The sequence below is a fragment of the Streptomyces indicus genome, assembly GCF_900100315.1.
GTDB lineage: Bacteria > Actinomycetota > Actinomycetes > Streptomycetales > Streptomycetaceae > Streptomyces > Streptomyces indicus.
Map to the genome: position 1 here is coordinate 74,009 of NZ_FNFF01000022.1, position 13,604 is coordinate 87,612.

Sequence of the window (13,604 nt, forward strand, 5' to 3'; positions counted from 1 at the left end):
TCAGATCCCCACGGTGAAGCCGGAAGTCCAGACCTGCATCTCCTGCACGATGCGGTCCCAGGCGCCGGTGACGAGCAGCAGGCCGGTGACGATGAGCATGGCGCCGCCGATGCGCATCACCCACACATAGTGCTGCTTGACCCAGGCGAAGGCGCCGAGCGCCCGGCGGAAGGCGATGGCGGCCAGTATGAAGGGCACGCCCAGACCCAGGCAGTACGCGACGGTCAGCAGGGCGCCGCGGCCGGCGCTGGCCTCGTTCAGAGCGAGCGTCTGCACGGCCGAGAGCGTCGGTCCGATGCAGGGGGTCCAGCCGATGCCGAAGAGGACACCGAGCATGGGTGCGCCGACCAGTCCGGCCGCCGGCTTCTTGTGGAAGCGGAACTCGCGCTGGGTCAGAAACGGCATCGCGCCCATGAAGAACAGGCCGAGCAGGATCGTCACCCCGCCGAGCACCCGCGAGATGACCTCGCGGTGTTCGAGGAGCGTCGACCCGAAGCCGCCGAACAGTGCCCCGAACGACACGAACACCGCGGTGAATCCGAGCACGAACAGGGAGGCCCCCGCGGCCATCCGCCCCCGCTTCGCCTCTTCGAGATCGGCCCCCGTGACCCCGGTCACATACGACAGGTAGCCGGGGACGAGCGGAAGCACGCACGGAGAGAAGAAGGAGACGAGCCCGGCGAGCAGCGCGATCGGGATCGCGAGAAGGAGTGCTCCCCCGAGCACGGTGGCGTTCGGGTCGGTGGCCGCGGCGAGGGCGTGCACGGGTGTCACTTCTCCGCGAGCACGGGGTCGATCATCTCGTGCAGCCGCTTGTCGCTGACCGGGCCCATGAAGCGTGCGGCGATCTTCCCCTCACGGTCGATGACGATCGTGCTGGGGATGGCCTGCGGGCTGAGGCTGCCCTGCGGGAACTTCAGGATCTGCTTGCCGGCCGGGTCGTACAGGCTCGGGTACTCGATCCCGTAGTCCTCTTCGAAGGCGACGGCCGAGCTCTTCTGCGCGTCGCGGGTGTTGATCCCCACGAACTCCACGCCCTTGGACTTGGTGGCCTCGGAGACCGACTTGAGGTACTTGGCCTCGGCCCGGCAGGGCGCGCACCACGAGCCCCAGGTGTTGATGACGACGATCTTGCCCTTGTAGTCGGCGAGGCTCAGCTGCTTGCCGTCGAGGGTCTCGCCCGCGATGTCGGGGGCCGCGGCCCGCTCCCCCTTGGCGGCGACCGAGACGCCGCTCTTGCCGGCCACGAAGTTGGTGTTCCCGCCTCCGCCCTGCGTGCCGCCGTCGCTGCACGCGCTCAGCGCGAGGGCCGCGAGTGCGGTCCCCGCGGCGAAAAGGGCACGTCGGGAGGCAGGACGTCCAAAGCTCATGTGAAAAGTTTCGCATGACCGTTTCAGCGGTTTCGGCCACCCCCCGAAAGGTGTGGAACGCCCAGTTCAGGCCGCTTGATCAGGAGGCTTCACGAGGCTTTACGGGTGCTGCGCGGGAACTCCTGGCCTACGTCGAGGCCTTGGAGCTGCGCGAGCACTTCCGGCTTCTGGACGTCGAGCCAGTCCACGAACTGCCGGAAGGAGACAAGCCTCACGTCCTTTTTGTCCGCGATTTCCTTGATGACGGCCTCGACGGCATCCATATAGATGCCGCCGTTCCACTCCTCGAAGTGGTTGCCGACGAAGAACGGCGCCCTGTTTGTCTCGTATGCCCGCTTGAATCCCGCGAGATACGCCTCGGTCGCCTGCCTGCGCCAGCGCGGGTAGTTGGCGGGCGGTGCCTTGGTGGAGTTCTGCGACTGGTTGGCGAGGATGTTGTAGTCCATCGAGAGCACCTCGAAGGAGTGCCCGGGAAAGGGCATCGCCTGGAGCGGCAAGTCCCAGACACCCTGCTTCTTCACGGGCCAGCGCTGGCGGCCGCCGGGCGAGGAGGCGTCGTAGCGCCAGCCGAGTTCGCGCGCGACGGGCAGCAGTTTGTCCTGGCCGAGCAGGCACGGGGTGCGGCCGCCGACGAGCTCCTTGTCGTAGTCGAAGGGCAGCGCGGGCAGGTCGGTCCAGCCCGTGTTCGTGCGCCACTCCTGTACGAAGGACTTGGCCTGGCGGATCTCGTCCTTCCATTGCGCGCCCGTCCAGTTGGCCACCGAGCCCGAGCCCGCGCAGAAGTGCCCGTTGAAATGCGTGCCGATCTCATGGCCGTCGAGCCAGGCCTGACGCACGTATTTCAGCGTGCGCTTGATGTTCTCGTCCTTGAGATAGCCGATGTCGGAGGCGCCGACGGGATTGTTCGGCGGACGGTAGAGCCGCTTCTTCGACTCCGGCAGGAGATAGAGGCCGGAGAGAAAGAAGGTCATCTTCGCCTCGTGCTCCTCGGCCAGCTTCAAAAAGCGCGGGAAGAGCCCGTTGCCGATCTCGCCCGCGCCGTCCCAGGAGAAGACCACGAACTGCGGCGGTATCTCGCCGGGTTCGAGCGGGACCGGCGCCGGCGGCTGGTTCGGCTGCCTTCCGGTGTACGCGGTGGAACCGTCACCCAGCGGCTTTCCCTCTGTGGAAGGGGACTTCGGGTTGCCCGCGGGCCGGTGGTCGCCGCCGGAGGGCGAGGGCGGCTTGCTGCCGGGGCCGCCGCAGGAGACGAGGCCGGCCGCCGCGGCGGCCCCAAGTCCCAGGCCGAGCGCGCCCCTTCGGCTGATTTGCTGCATAAGTCCCCTGCCTCCGTGTTGCTCCCCGTTTACGGTGGACGCCCCCTTAGAGGCACAGAGCAACGCCGGGGTTCCAGCGGATTGCGCAAACTTTGCACTCCGTACGAGGAGATCCTGTGCACGCACGAAGGGCCGGTCACCGTGGCGGTGACCGGCCCTTCGCCTCGTACGACTGCGAACCGCTAGGCGCCGAACGCCTTGTCCTTGCCCTTCGCGGGCTTGGCACCGGCGCGCAGGTGCGCCGGGACCAGGTCGATCGCGGGCTCGCTGTAGCCCACCGACACGATCTTGTCCCCGCGGTAGGTGAACGTGGTCAGCGAGGCTAGGGTGCACTGCCGTCTGCGCGGGTCGTGCCACAGACGGCGCTTCTCCACGAAGCTGCGCACGATCCAGATCGGCAGCTGGTGGCTGACGCACACCGCCTCGTGCCCGCGCGCCGCGTCCTTCGCCGCGTCGAGCGCGCCCATCATGCGCACGACCTGCTCGACATACGGCTCGCCCCAGGACGGCCGGAACGGGTTGACCAGGTGCTTCCAGTTCTCCGGGCGCTTGAGCGCGCCGTCGCCGACGCCGAAGGTCTTGCCCTGGAAGACGTTGTCCGCCTCGATGAGGCGCTCGTCGGAGGCGAGGTCGAGCCCGTGCGCCTTGGCGATCGGGGTCGCGGTCTCCTGCGCGCGCTCCAGCGGCGAGGCGACGACGTACGTGATGTCGCGCGGCGCGAGGTGCTCGGCGACCCGGTCGGCCATCTGCCGGCCGAGCTCGGACAGGTGGTAGCCGCCGAGGCGGCCGTAGAGCACACCGTCCGGGTTGTCCACCTCGCCATGGCGCATCAGGTGCACCACGGTGATGTCGTCGTCGCGCTTCGGCTCGCTCATGCCGTGGCCTCCGCGGCGGCGCGGGCGGCGGCGGGCAGCGCGTCCGCGATGCGCTGGACGGCCCGCTCGTCATGCGCCGTGGACACGAACCAGGACTCGAACGCGGACGGCGGCAGGTACACACCGTCCGAGAGCAGCGAGTGGAAGAACGCCGTGAACCGGAAGGCCTCCTGCCCCTTGGCGTCCTCGTAGTTCCGCACCTCGTTCTCGGTGAAGAACACCGAGAACATGTTGGACGCGGTCTGGAGCCGGTGCGCCACGCCTTCCTTCGAGAGCGCCGAGGTCACCAGGCCCTGGATCTCACTGGACACAGCATTCACCTTGGCATACGCGGCGTCGTCGAGCAGCCGGAGCTGGGCGAGTCCGGCGGCGGTCGCGACCGGGTTACCGGAGAGGGTGCCCGCCTGGTAGACGGGGCCGGCCGGCGCGAGGTGCGCCATGACGTCCTTGCGGCCGCCGAAGGCCGCGGCCGGGAAGCCGCCGCCCATGACCTTGCCGAAGGTCATGAGGTCGGGCTCGACACCGTCCACCCCGAACCATCCGGCCTTGCTGGTCCGGAAGCCGGTCATGACCTCGTCGGAGATGTACAGCGCACCATTGGCGGCGCACAGGTCCTTCAGGCCCTGGTTGAAACCGGGGGCCGGCGGGACCACACCCATGTTGCCGGGCGAGGCCTCGGTGATCACACAGGCGATCTCGCCGGGATGCGCGGCGAAGGCCTCGCGCACGGCCTCCAGATCGTTGTACGGCAGCACGACCGTCTCACCGGCCTGCGCGCCCGTGACGCCGGGGGTGTCCGGCAGGCCGAAGGTGGCGACACCGGATCCGGCCGCGGCCAGCAGCGCGTCCACGTGGCCGTGGTAGCAGCCGGCGAACTTGATCACCTTGGCGCGGCCGGTGAACCCGCGGGCGAGCCGGATCGCGGACATCGTGGCCTCCGTACCGGAGGACACGAGCCGCACCTGCTCGACCGGGCCGATGCGGGCCACGATCTCCTCGGCGAGCGCGACCTCGCCCTCACCGGGCGTACCGAAGGAGGTGCCGCGGGCCACGGCCTCCTGCACGGCGGCGATCACCTCGGGGTGCGCATGGCCGAGGATCATCGGTCCCCACGAGCACACGAGGTCGACGTACTCGCGACCGTCGGCGTCGGTGAGGTACGGACCCTGACCGGACACCATGAAACGGGGCGTACCACCCACGGCGCGGAAGGCGCGCACGGGAGAGTTCACGCCGCCGGGTGTCACGAGGGCCGCGCGGTCGAAAAGCGTCTGCGAAACTGGGGCGTCATAGGGAAAGCTCACACGAGCCATGGTGTCAGAGGCTTCGGGCTTCCTGCGGACCGGTGATTCCCGTAGCGGGCGGACGGCCGTCGACAGCGGTTCGGCGGCCCGGGCTGGGGGTCCGGGGCTCGTCCCCGGGACAATGCAGCCCTCGCACGTTTCACCGCCGGGCCGTGGGGGAGGTCACTGTCACGATGATCGGGTTGCGCGGCGGGGGCGCTGCCGTCTACAAAGCGAGTCGGGCGACAAAGCAGTCTGGGTGAACGATATGCATCGCGGTGGAGGGCTGGGCGAGGGGACCGGTGACCAGGGTGCCCTCGGACCGCGACGTGCCCGTCGGGGCAAGCACCGGCGCGACCAGCGCGAGAGCGAGGCGCAGGCGCCCACTCCGGCGAAGGCTGAGCACACGGGAATCAGGAGTGGCCGGGTGGGGGTGACCTACAAGTACTTCGGTGCTCCCGACGGGGCCACTGCGGCCCGCGTCCCGATCTCGATGCGCCCGGAGGAGCTCGGCGGTGACGAGCTCGGCATGGGCGGCATGTTCACCAAGATCAAGCCGGAGACGATGGCCGCGATGGTCCTCACGGGCATCGAGGGCATACCGCTGCACAAGGTCCCGCCGCTCGAACTGGTCGTGCTGCACCCCGACTACGCGGTGGTCAAGCTCCCGATGACGGTCGTCGACCCCCTTCGGGGCATCGGCGAGGAGGCGGTGGGCGCGGCGGCCTTCATCTGGTCGACGGTGCCGGACCGGGGCGGTCCGCGCGATGCGTTCAACGTCTACCAACTGCTGCATGAGTGGCAGGACTTCAGCCACCGGCTGCATGAGGCCGGGCATCAGCCTTATTGCCTGGTCTGGCCGTAAGGGTTTCGCGGGGGCGGGCTTCGGGTGGGGCGGCTTCGCGAAGGCGCTTCGTGAGGGCGGGCTTCGCAGGTGTGGGCTTCGAGTGGGGCGGGTTTCGCGGGGGCGGGCTTCTCGGATGCGGGCTTCTCGGGTGCGGCCCGGGCCGGCATCGGGCGGGCCCTGATGACGTCGGAGCATGGTGCGCGGGTGGGGCCGCTCCCCGATCGGGTGCGCAGCGGTCGCCGGGCGGTGTGTCCGAGGACTTGACTGGGGGCGACGGCGCGGCGCACCAGCGGGAGGCGGCATGGCCCGTTCGGCGCGAGGGGCGCGGCCGCGGACGCGCGCCGGACGTCTGAGGGCGGGGACCGGGCGCCTGAAGGCGGGAGCCGGGCAGCTTCGGACGCGCGCGGAGCACTTGCGTACGAGTGCGGAGGCGCGGTTTCCCGTCGTGGGCGAGGTGACCGGCCGGCTGCTGTCGGCGAACCTTCTGGATGCGGCGACCCGGCTGGCCGCGCAGGCCTTCCTCGCTTCGATTCCGCTGCTGTTCGCCGTTGCCGCGTTCACCCCGTCCGGCGTCCGTGAGCAGCTCCGGGAGAGTCTGCGGGGCCTGTTCGGGCTGACCGGCCGGGCCGACCTGGAGCTTCAGCAGGTCCTCGGGAACTCCTCCGGCGAGCTGCGTGAGACCACCGGCGTCATCGGGCTCGCGCTGGCGCTCGCCTCGGCGACGAGTTTCAGCCGCGCCATGGCCCGGGTCTGCGAGCGGGCCTGGCAGCTGCCGAAGGCGTCGACCAGGATCGCGGCCTGGCGCTGGCTGGTGTGGCTGGGCGCGCTCGTGGTGTTCGTGCTGGTCCAGGGGCCGGTGCGGGAGGGCTTCGGGGCGGGGATGTGGCTGGGCGCGCCCCTGCTCTTCCTGCTCAGCACTCTCGTATGGCTGTGGACCCAGCATCTTCTGCTGGCCGGCCGTGTGGCCTGGCTGCCGCTGCTGCCGGGCGCCCTCCTGGCGGCGGCCGCCACGAACACCCTCGCGCTGTCCGCGCGCCTGTACATGCCGGCGGCGCTCAACCGGGCGCTGGGCGAATACGGTTCGCTCGGCCTGGTGCTGACCTTGCTGTCCTGGCTGATCCTGGTCTGCACCGCGATCACCTTCGCGGTGACCATCGGTGCCGTGGCCGCGCAGGAGCCGCCGCTGGACCGCCTTCTGGACCGGGGGCGCGGGCCGCATCCCGTGTCCTGAGGGCGCGGGACGCATCTCGTGTCCGGGGCGACGAGGGTTCGCGCGGGCGTGCCTGAGCCGGGCCCGCGGGTGGCGGCGGGCCCGGCTCGTGCGCGTGGTGCAGTGCCCAGCGCGGTGTGGTGCAGTGCCCAGTGCAGTGCGGGGGTGCGGTGCGGTTACGCGGAGGGCGGGTCGAAGCGCAGCCGGGGCTCCGGCGGGGTGTAGCGGATCTCGGGCCGGGCCGGGGCCAGGACCTTGCGGGCGCGGGCCCGGACCGTGTGCGGGGTGGCCGCGAGCTGGCGGCAGGCCTCGCACCAGGTGTCGGAGTGCCGGGCCGCACGGGTGGCCTCGCCGAGCTCGTCGAAGAACAGCGGGTCGCTCTGGTGCGTCAGGCACTCGACCTCGTAGCGGTCGTCGCCGCGGCCCTGCGCGCCTTGGGCGCCGTGCCCCTGCCCGCCCTGGGCCGTGGCGAGCGTGTCCCGGAGTACGGTGCGGGCGCCCGTGTCGCGCCGGGTGAACACCCGTCCCTGTGCGTCGAGTTCGGCCAGCGCCCGCTCGGCGTCCGCAGCCGCCTGGCGGTGTGCGGCCACGCTCTCGGGGTTCGGGCTGAGCGCCTTCGCCGCGCGGCTCCTGGCGCGGTCGAGGGCGAGTTCCACCCGGTGGGCGCGTACGCGTGCCGTGGCCTGCAGCCGCCGGCGGCGGGCGTGCTTGTGGTCGTCCGGTATGCCGCTGCTCATGCGCGTGCTCTCCTTCGGCTCCCCGAGCCTGGAGCTGACTCCGTACGGCCGGAGTTCTCCGGGAGTCGACTGTAAGCAGGATGCCGTGGACCTGCATGCGCAATCCGATTCGTACCGTAATCACCGCAGGTCAACGCCGTGTGTACGGGGCATGGACTGGTGACGTGCGGGCAGGGGCGTGGCAGGCTCGGCCGTACAGGCGGACGGCCGTCCGCGAGGACCGGCCGCGCACAGGGCGGTCGGACGCGGGACCGGCCGCACACAGGGCGGTCGGCCGCCGGACCGGTCGCGCACGAGGGGGACGAGGGGGACTTCGCACATGCCGATGATCCGCAGGCTGCGCCGCATCGTGCGCCGCGTGCAGCGCAAGGCGGTGGACCTCAGCCATCCCGCGCGTTCGCCGCTGGGCAGCGCGGTGGTCAACTGCGTGGTCTACCGCGGCGGGAAGCGGCAGTCCGGCGGCTGGGCGGGCCTGAGCGGGCCCGAGGCGCTGCGCCGCGTGCGCGACGAGGGCGAGGGCTTCGTGTGGATCGGCCTGCACGAGCCGGACGAGCAGGAGATAGCGGCGCTGGCCGAGCCGTTCGGGCTGCATCCGCTGGCCGTGGAGGACGCGGTGCAGGCGCACCAGCGGCCCAAGGTGGTGCCGTACGACGACACGCTCTTCGCGGTGTTCAAGTCGGTCTGCTACGTGGAGCACGACGAACTCACCGCCACCAGCGAGGTGGTGGACACCGGCGAGATCATGGTCTTCACCGGCCGGGATTTCGTGATCACGGTCAGGCACGGCCGGCACGGCTCGCTCGGTCCGGTACGGGAGCGGCTCGAGGCCGATCCCGAGCAGCTGGCCAAGGGGCCTTCGGCGGTGCTGCACGCGATCGCGGACTTCGTGGTCGACGAGTACCTGAGCGTGGCGGACGCGGTGCAGCACGATGTCGAGGCCGTGGAGACGCAGGTTCTCGCCCGAGGCGGGCCGCGTCGACCCGGGCCGCATCTACCAGCTCAAGCGGGAGTTGCTCGAGCTGAAGCGGGCCGCGTCGCCGCTGGCCCGCCCTCTCGCGACGCTGGCGGAGCGGCGCAGTCCGCTGATCGACCAGGGGGTGCAGCCGTACTTCCGTGACGTCGGCGACCACTTGGCGACGACGGTCGAGCAGATCGCGTCCTTCGACTCGCTGCTGGACTCGATCCTTCAGGCGCATCTGGCGCAGGTGACGGTCGCGCAGAACGAGGACATGCGGAAGATCACCGCCTGGGCGGCCGTGATCGCCGTGCCGACGATGGTGTGCGGCGTGTACGGCATGAACTTCGAGCACATGCCGGAACTCGGCTGGAAGTACGGCTACTTGCTGGTGGTGTCGGTGACGGCCGCGGCCTGTTTCCTGGTGCACCGGAGCTTTCGGCGCAGGGGGTGGCTGTAGCGGCGGCTGCCGAGTTCACTCAGGTCAGCGGCTTGCGGGTTCGCTCAGGTCAGCGGCTTGCTGAAGTGGAAGGCCTTGATGGCCATCCGCTCGCGCAGGTAGAAGCGGTGTGCGTCGGTGCGCTGGGTGCCCGAGTCCAAGTCCAGCTCGTGGCAGCCGGCTTCGCGTGCGTACTGCTCCAGATACGCGAGCAGCGCGTGGCCCACGCCGCCCGAGCGCGCGCTCGCGGACGTCACCAGGTCGTCCACGTACAGCTTCTTCAGCGAGCTGGTGTTGACCACCACACGCCAGCCGGCGACCCCCGCGCAGCGCCCGTCGTCGGTGTACGCGGCGGTGAACCGCGGTCCGTGCGCCTGCCCGTGCGCGGCGATCTCGCGCAGCTGGTCCTCGGTGAGGTGCGGGCGCAGCTCGCGCAGCACGGGGAACACGTCGGAGAGGAGGCGCGGGTCGGACGGTTCGACGTCGATGATCTTCACGGGGTCAGCGTAGCCAGGGCGGCGGCCCGGCGCGCTCGGAGCGGGTGGGTGCACGGTGACGCCACGGCGCGGTCAGGCGGTTACGGCTCGGGGGCGGTCAGATAGCGCTGGACCGTGGGGGCCAGCCAGTCGACGATCTCCTCCTTCGACATCTCGACGGCGAGCGGGAAGCGCAGCACGAAGCGGGCGAGCGCCATGCCGAGGACCTGCGAGGCCACGAGTGCCGCACGGCGCGGGGCGTCGGCCGGGTCGGGGCAGACCCGGGCCGCGACCGGGCCGATCTGGTCCTTGAGGATCTGCTGCATCCGCTCGGCGCCCGCGGGGTTGGTGGCCCCCACGCGCAGCAGCGCGGTGAGCACCTCGTCCTGCTCCCAGCGGTCGAGGAAGTGGGAGACGAGGAAGCGCCCGACGTCGGCGGTACGGGCCGGGTCGGCGTGCTCTGCGGGCTGGATCCGCAGCTCCATCGGTGCCGGCAGGTTCAGGTCGATGTCCGCTGCGGCCGCGAAGAGGCCTTCCTTGCTGCCGTAGTAACGCATCACCATCGACGGGTCGATGCCCGCGTCCTTGGCGATGGCGCGGATCGTGGCGCGCTCGTATCCGTCGGCCGCGAAGCGTTCGCGGGCGGCGGCGAGGATCGCGGCGCGGGTGGCGTCGGAACGGCGGGGGCGGGAGGCGGGCTGCGCGGAGGGCTGGTCCGGCTTCTTGCGCGTATCGGAATCTTGCATGTCAACGAGCGTAGGCCAACGGGTGTTGACAGTCCATCGAGGGGCCTCGTATTGTTGCCAACAAGCGTTGACCAACAGGCGTTGGCATCCCGAGGAGGCCGTCATGACCGGCACGCACGAGACCCGCACCGAGCAGCACAGCACCACCCCCGCAGCAGACGTCGTGATCGTCGGTGCGGGCCCCACGGGCCTGCTGCTCGCGGGCGATCTCGCCGCCGCCGGGATACGGGTGACCGTCCTGGAGAAGCGTCCGGCCGGCATCAGCAACCTGACGCGGGCCTTCGGTGTGCACGCCCGCACCCTGGAGGTCCTCGACACCCGCGGCCTCGCCGACGAGCTGCTGCCGACCGGGCAGCGGATCACGCAGCTGCGCCTGTTCAGCGCGCTCTCCCTCGACCTCGCCGACCTCCCCTCGCGCTTCCCCTTCCTTCTGATCACTCCGCAGTACGAGGTGGAGAAGCTGCTGCTGCGCAGGGCGACGCAGCACGGTGCGACGTTCGTGCACGGCGCCGAGGTCACCGGCGTGCGGCAGGACGCGGACGGTGTGACGGTCGAGGTGCGCGGCGAGGACGGCGCGGACACGGCATACCGGGCGGCCTACGTCGTGGGCGCGGACGGCGTGCGCAGCGCGGTCCGCAAGGCGCTCGGGCAGCCCTTCCCCGGCCAGTCCGTGATCAGTTCGATCGTGCTCGCCGACGTGCTCCTGGAGAGCGAGCCGGAGCTGACCGTGGCGGTCAACGGCGGGAAGGGCGCGTTCGGGTTCATGATCCCGTTCGGCGACGGGTACTGGCGGGTGGGCGGCTGGAACCGTGAGCGCGCCGAGATCCCGGACGACGCCCCCACCTCGCTCGACGAGCTGCGGGACATCATCCGCCGCGCGTTCGGCTCGGACTTCGGGATGCACGACGAGCGCTGGATCTCCCGCTTCCACAGCGACGAGCGCCAGGTCCCCCAGTACCGCACCGGCCGGGTCTTCCTGGCCGGCGACGCCGCGCACACCCACTCCCCCGCGGGCGGCCAGGGCATGAACACCGGCCTTCAGGACGCCAACAACCTGGGCTGGAAGCTGGCCGCGGTCCTCACCGGCCGCGCTCCCGAGGCGCTCCTCGACAGCTACCAGGACGAGCGCCACCCGGTGGGCTCGGCGGTGCTGCGCAGCAGCGGCGCGATCGTCCGCCTCGCGATGGCCCACAACCCGGCGCAGCTCGCAGTGCGTTGGCTGGCCGCGAAGGTGGTCAACAATGCGGCGCCGGTCAGCCGCAAGGCCATCGGCCAGATCACCGGCGTCGGATATGCCTACGACGCACCGCGCGGCTCCCACCCGCTCGTGGGCCGGCGGGCCGAGGACGGCCTGCTCGCGGACGGCAGCAGGCTCTACGAGGCGCTGCGCGGCGGCCAGTTCGTGCTCGTCGGCCCCAAGGACACCGAGCTGCCCGCCGACGTGGAGAAGCTGGCCGGACCGTCCTGCATACGGGCGCAGTGGCAGGACGCGCGCGGGGCGATACAGCTGGTGCGGCCTGACGGTTATGTGGCGTGGGCCCGGGACTGACCGGGCGTCGCACACAGACCTGAGCGGGCCGGACAGGAGTCTTCTGTCCGGCCCGCTCGGGTGGTGCCGGGTGGGGTGGGGTGCGGGCTGCCCGTTCGAGGTGTCTGGGCGCGGTGCCCGGGCACGGTGTGCCGGGCCGCGCCCCGCCTGTACGGAGCGTCAGTCGAGGAACTTCGTCAGGGCCTCGTCGGCCGCCCCGAGTGCCTGTTCGTCGGCGTTGAGCGAGTCGTACAGGAAGTGCACGGCGGTGTCGGTGATCCCGCAGTACTCGGAGATCCCCGTGCGCAGCACGTGCGTGACCGTCCGGTCCCAGCCCAGCGAGAGGAAGTCGGCCTCCGGGTAGCTGACCGCCGTCAGCCAGAGCATCCGCTTCCCGGCGAGGCGCGGCGTACTGCGGCCGTAGGCGAAGCCGTGATTCCACACCCGGTCGATCCAGCCCTTCAGGATCGCCGGCGGCCCGAACCACCACAGGGGGAAGACGATGACCATCACGTCCGCCGCTTCGATGCGGCGCATATGGGCCTGCACCTCGGCGGAGTACGGCTTGTCGCGGTCCGCCCAGTCGGGTTCGTCCTCGGGGCCGAGCCGGGGATCGAAGCCTTCCTGGTACAGATCGAGCAGATCGACGGTGAACCCCTTGGCTTCCAGGCGCAGTTGGGCGCGCCGGGTCAGCTCGGCGGTGAGCGAGTCGGTCCGGGGGTGCGCGAGGACGAGGAGGGCGGTGTGGGCGGGCGCCGCGGGGGCGGCCCCCGGCGCGGGTTCGGTGGCGGAGCTCATCGGTTCGCTCATCGGTTCGTCTCCAGACGGACCAGCATCTTGCCGGTGTTGGCGCCGTTCAGGACGCCGAGGAACGCGGAGGGCGCCTGCTCGATGCCGTCCACGACGGTCTGTTCGGTGCGCAGCGAGCCGTCGGCCAGCCAGGCCGCCGCCTTGCCGATCCACTCGGGGAACAGGTCGAGATGGCTCGTCACGAGCATCCCACGCACTCCGGCCTCCTTGATGGCGAGCTGGTAGAGGTTGTCGGGGCCGGGCGCGGGGGTGGTGGCGTTGTAGCCGCTGATCGCGCCCACGAGGGCGATCCTGCCGCCCGTGCGCAGCGCGCCGACGGCCGCCTGGAGGTGGTCGCCGCCCACGGAGTCGAGATACACGTCGATGCCGTCGGGGGCGGCCTGGGCGAGCTGTTCGCCGAGTGAGCCCTGGCGGTAGTCGAGCGCGGCGTCGTAGCCGAAGGTGTCGAGCAGTTTCTTGGTCTTGGCCGGGCCGCCCGCCGAGCCGATGACCACGGAAGCGCCGAGCTTGCGGGCGAGTTGGCCGGCGACGCTGCCGACCGCTCCGGCCGCCGCGGAGATGAACACGACGTCTCCCTCGCGCATGGGTGCGGTGCGGGTCAGGGCGGCATAGGCGGTGAGGCCCGTGGTGCCGAGCGGGCCGAGCCAGGCCTCGGGCGGGGCGAGCGCGGGATCGACGACGGTGGCGCCGGCCGCGTCGAGCACGGCGTACTCGCGCCAGCCGAGGAAGTGCGTGACGGTCGCGCCGACCGGTACGGACGCGGCACGTGAGGCGACCACTTCACCGAGCGCGCTGCCTTCGAGGGCGGCGCCGAGAGCGAAGGGAGGGATGTAGGAGGGGGCATCGTCCATCCGGCCCCGCATGTACGGGTCGACGGACATCCAGGTGTTGCGCACGACGATCTGCCCGTCGGCGGGCTCGGGCACGTCCACGGTCGCCAACTCGAAGTCGGCGGGCGTGGGTTGACCGACGGGGCGTGCGGCGAGCCGGATCTCGCGGGAGCGGAGGGAGG

General features: G+C 71.1%; 13 protein-coding genes and 1 pseudogene. 4 read left to right on the forward strand and 10 right to left on the reverse strand.

From position 1 onward, the window contains the following. From BLT97_RS33640 to hemL, 5 genes are all read right to left on the reverse strand, one after another. The gene (locus BLT97_RS33640; RefSeq protein WP_093617186.1) at nt 1-765 is read right to left on the reverse strand and encodes a cytochrome c biogenesis CcdA family protein; all 765 of its coding nucleotides are present in this window, start codon (nt 763-765) and stop codon (nt 1-3) included. 5 nt (nt 766-770) lie between these two features. After that, entirely contained in the window at nt 771-1,370 is a 600-nt protein-coding gene (locus BLT97_RS33645; protein ID WP_093617188.1) for a TlpA family protein disulfide reductase, read from the reverse strand. Between the two features lie 89 nt (nt 1,371-1,459). Further along, on the reverse strand, nt 1,460-2,686 hold the full coding sequence (locus tag BLT97_RS33650; RefSeq protein ID WP_093617190.1) for a polysaccharide deacetylase family protein: 1,227 nt from the start codon (nt 2,684-2,686) through the stop codon (nt 1,460-1,462). Between the two features lie 182 nt (nt 2,687-2,868). After that, the gene (locus BLT97_RS33655) at nt 2,869-3,561 is read right to left on the reverse strand and encodes a histidine phosphatase family protein (protein ID WP_093617192.1); all 693 of its coding nucleotides are present in this window, start codon (nt 3,559-3,561) and stop codon (nt 2,869-2,871) included. Further along, nucleotides 3,558-4,874, reverse strand: a complete 1,317-nt coding sequence (hemL, locus tag BLT97_RS33660; protein ID WP_093617194.1) for a glutamate-1-semialdehyde 2,1-aminomutase — start codon at nt 4,872-4,874, stop codon at nt 3,558-3,560. Before hemL ends, BLT97_RS33655 begins: the two co-directional genes overlap by 4 nt. A gap of 238 nt (nt 4,875-5,112) precedes the next feature. Between hemL and BLT97_RS33670 the strand changes: the two genes are divergently transcribed. Together BLT97_RS33670 and BLT97_RS33675 are read left to right on the forward strand one after the other, a co-directional pair. After that, nucleotides 5,113-5,709 (forward strand): hypothetical protein, encoded by a 597-nt coding sequence (locus BLT97_RS33670; RefSeq protein WP_176953985.1) that lies wholly within the window; start codon nt 5,113-5,115, stop codon nt 5,707-5,709. A gap of 394 nt (nt 5,710-6,103) precedes the next feature. Next, complete coding sequence (locus BLT97_RS33675; RefSeq protein WP_245769688.1) at nt 6,104-6,922, forward strand: YhjD/YihY/BrkB family envelope integrity protein; 819 nt, start codon at nt 6,104-6,106, stop codon at nt 6,920-6,922. A gap of 155 nt (nt 6,923-7,077) precedes the next feature. Here the strand turns inward: BLT97_RS33675 and BLT97_RS33680 are convergent, their stop codons facing one another. Then, a complete protein-coding gene (locus BLT97_RS33680; protein WP_093617200.1) occupies nt 7,078-7,638 on the reverse strand; it encodes a hypothetical protein in 561 nt (186 codons plus the stop codon). Nucleotides 7,639-7,957: 319 nt separating this feature from the next. On the opposite strand from BLT97_RS33680, the pseudogene BLT97_RS33685 reads away from it, so the two are divergent. Next, nucleotides 7,958-9,053, forward strand: a pseudogene (locus BLT97_RS33685) (magnesium and cobalt transport protein CorA). A gap of 44 nt (nt 9,054-9,097) precedes the next feature. On the opposite strand, the gene BLT97_RS33690 reads toward BLT97_RS33685, so the two are convergent. Continuing rightward, nucleotides 9,098-9,529, reverse strand: coding sequence for a GNAT family N-acetyltransferase (locus BLT97_RS33690; protein WP_093617202.1), 432 nt, complete (start codon nt 9,527-9,529; stop codon nt 9,098-9,100). A gap of 80 nt (nt 9,530-9,609) precedes the next feature. Further along, nucleotides 9,610-10,254 carry a TetR/AcrR family transcriptional regulator gene (locus BLT97_RS33695; RefSeq protein WP_093617204.1) on the reverse strand — a complete coding sequence of 215 codons (645 nt, stop codon included), beginning with the start codon at nt 10,252-10,254 and terminating at the stop codon, nt 9,610-9,612. A 103-nt stretch (nt 10,255-10,357) separates the two neighbouring features. Here BLT97_RS33695 and BLT97_RS33700 point away from each other — a divergent pair, with 103 nt between their 5' ends. Continuing rightward, complete coding sequence (locus BLT97_RS33700) at nt 10,358-11,803, forward strand: FAD-dependent oxidoreductase (RefSeq protein ID WP_093617206.1); 1,446 nt, start codon at nt 10,358-10,360, stop codon at nt 11,801-11,803. A gap of 159 nt (nt 11,804-11,962) precedes the next feature. Here the strand turns inward: BLT97_RS33700 and BLT97_RS33705 are convergent, their stop codons facing one another. Beyond that, nucleotides 11,963-12,592, reverse strand: a complete 630-nt coding sequence (locus BLT97_RS33705; protein ID WP_342742806.1) for an NAD(P)H oxidoreductase — start codon at nt 12,590-12,592, stop codon at nt 11,963-11,965. Then, the gene (locus BLT97_RS33710) at nt 12,589-13,584 is read right to left on the reverse strand and encodes an NADP-dependent oxidoreductase (RefSeq protein WP_218137342.1); all 996 of its coding nucleotides are present in this window, start codon (nt 13,582-13,584) and stop codon (nt 12,589-12,591) included. The genes BLT97_RS33705 and BLT97_RS33710 overlap by 4 nt, the downstream gene beginning before the upstream one ends. Between the last annotated feature and the right edge of the window lie 20 nt (nt 13,585-13,604).

Excerpts from the sequence above, each read along its gene's own strand:
- BLT97_RS33645 (WP_093617188.1), bottom strand. The coding sequence starts at position 1,370 with ATGAGCTTTGGACGTCCTGCCTCCCGACGTGCCCTTTTCGCCGCGGGG.
- BLT97_RS33650 (WP_093617190.1), bottom strand. The coding sequence starts at position 2,686 with ATGCAGCAAATCAGCCGAAGGGGCGCGCTCGGCCTGGGACTTGGGGCC.
- BLT97_RS33655 (WP_093617192.1), bottom strand. The coding sequence starts at position 3,561 with ATGAGCGAGCCGAAGCGCGACGACGACATCACCGTGGTGCACCTGATG.
- hemL (WP_093617194.1), bottom strand. The coding sequence starts at position 4,874 with ATGGCTCGTGTGAGCTTTCCCTATGACGCCCCAGTTTCGCAGACGCTT.
- BLT97_RS33670 (WP_176953985.1), top strand. The coding sequence starts at position 5,113 with ATGCATCGCGGTGGAGGGCTGGGCGAGGGGACCGGTGACCAGGGTGCC.
- BLT97_RS33680 (WP_093617200.1), bottom strand. The coding sequence starts at position 7,638 with ATGAGCAGCGGCATACCGGACGACCACAAGCACGCCCGCCGCCGGCGG.
- BLT97_RS33695 (WP_093617204.1), bottom strand. The coding sequence starts at position 10,254 with ATGCAAGATTCCGATACGCGCAAGAAGCCGGACCAGCCCTCCGCGCAG.
- BLT97_RS33700 (WP_093617206.1), top strand. The coding sequence starts at position 10,358 with ATGACCGGCACGCACGAGACCCGCACCGAGCAGCACAGCACCACCCCC.
- BLT97_RS33705 (WP_342742806.1), bottom strand. The coding sequence starts at position 12,592 with ATGAGCGAACCGATGAGCTCCGCCACCGAACCCGCGCCGGGGGCCGCC.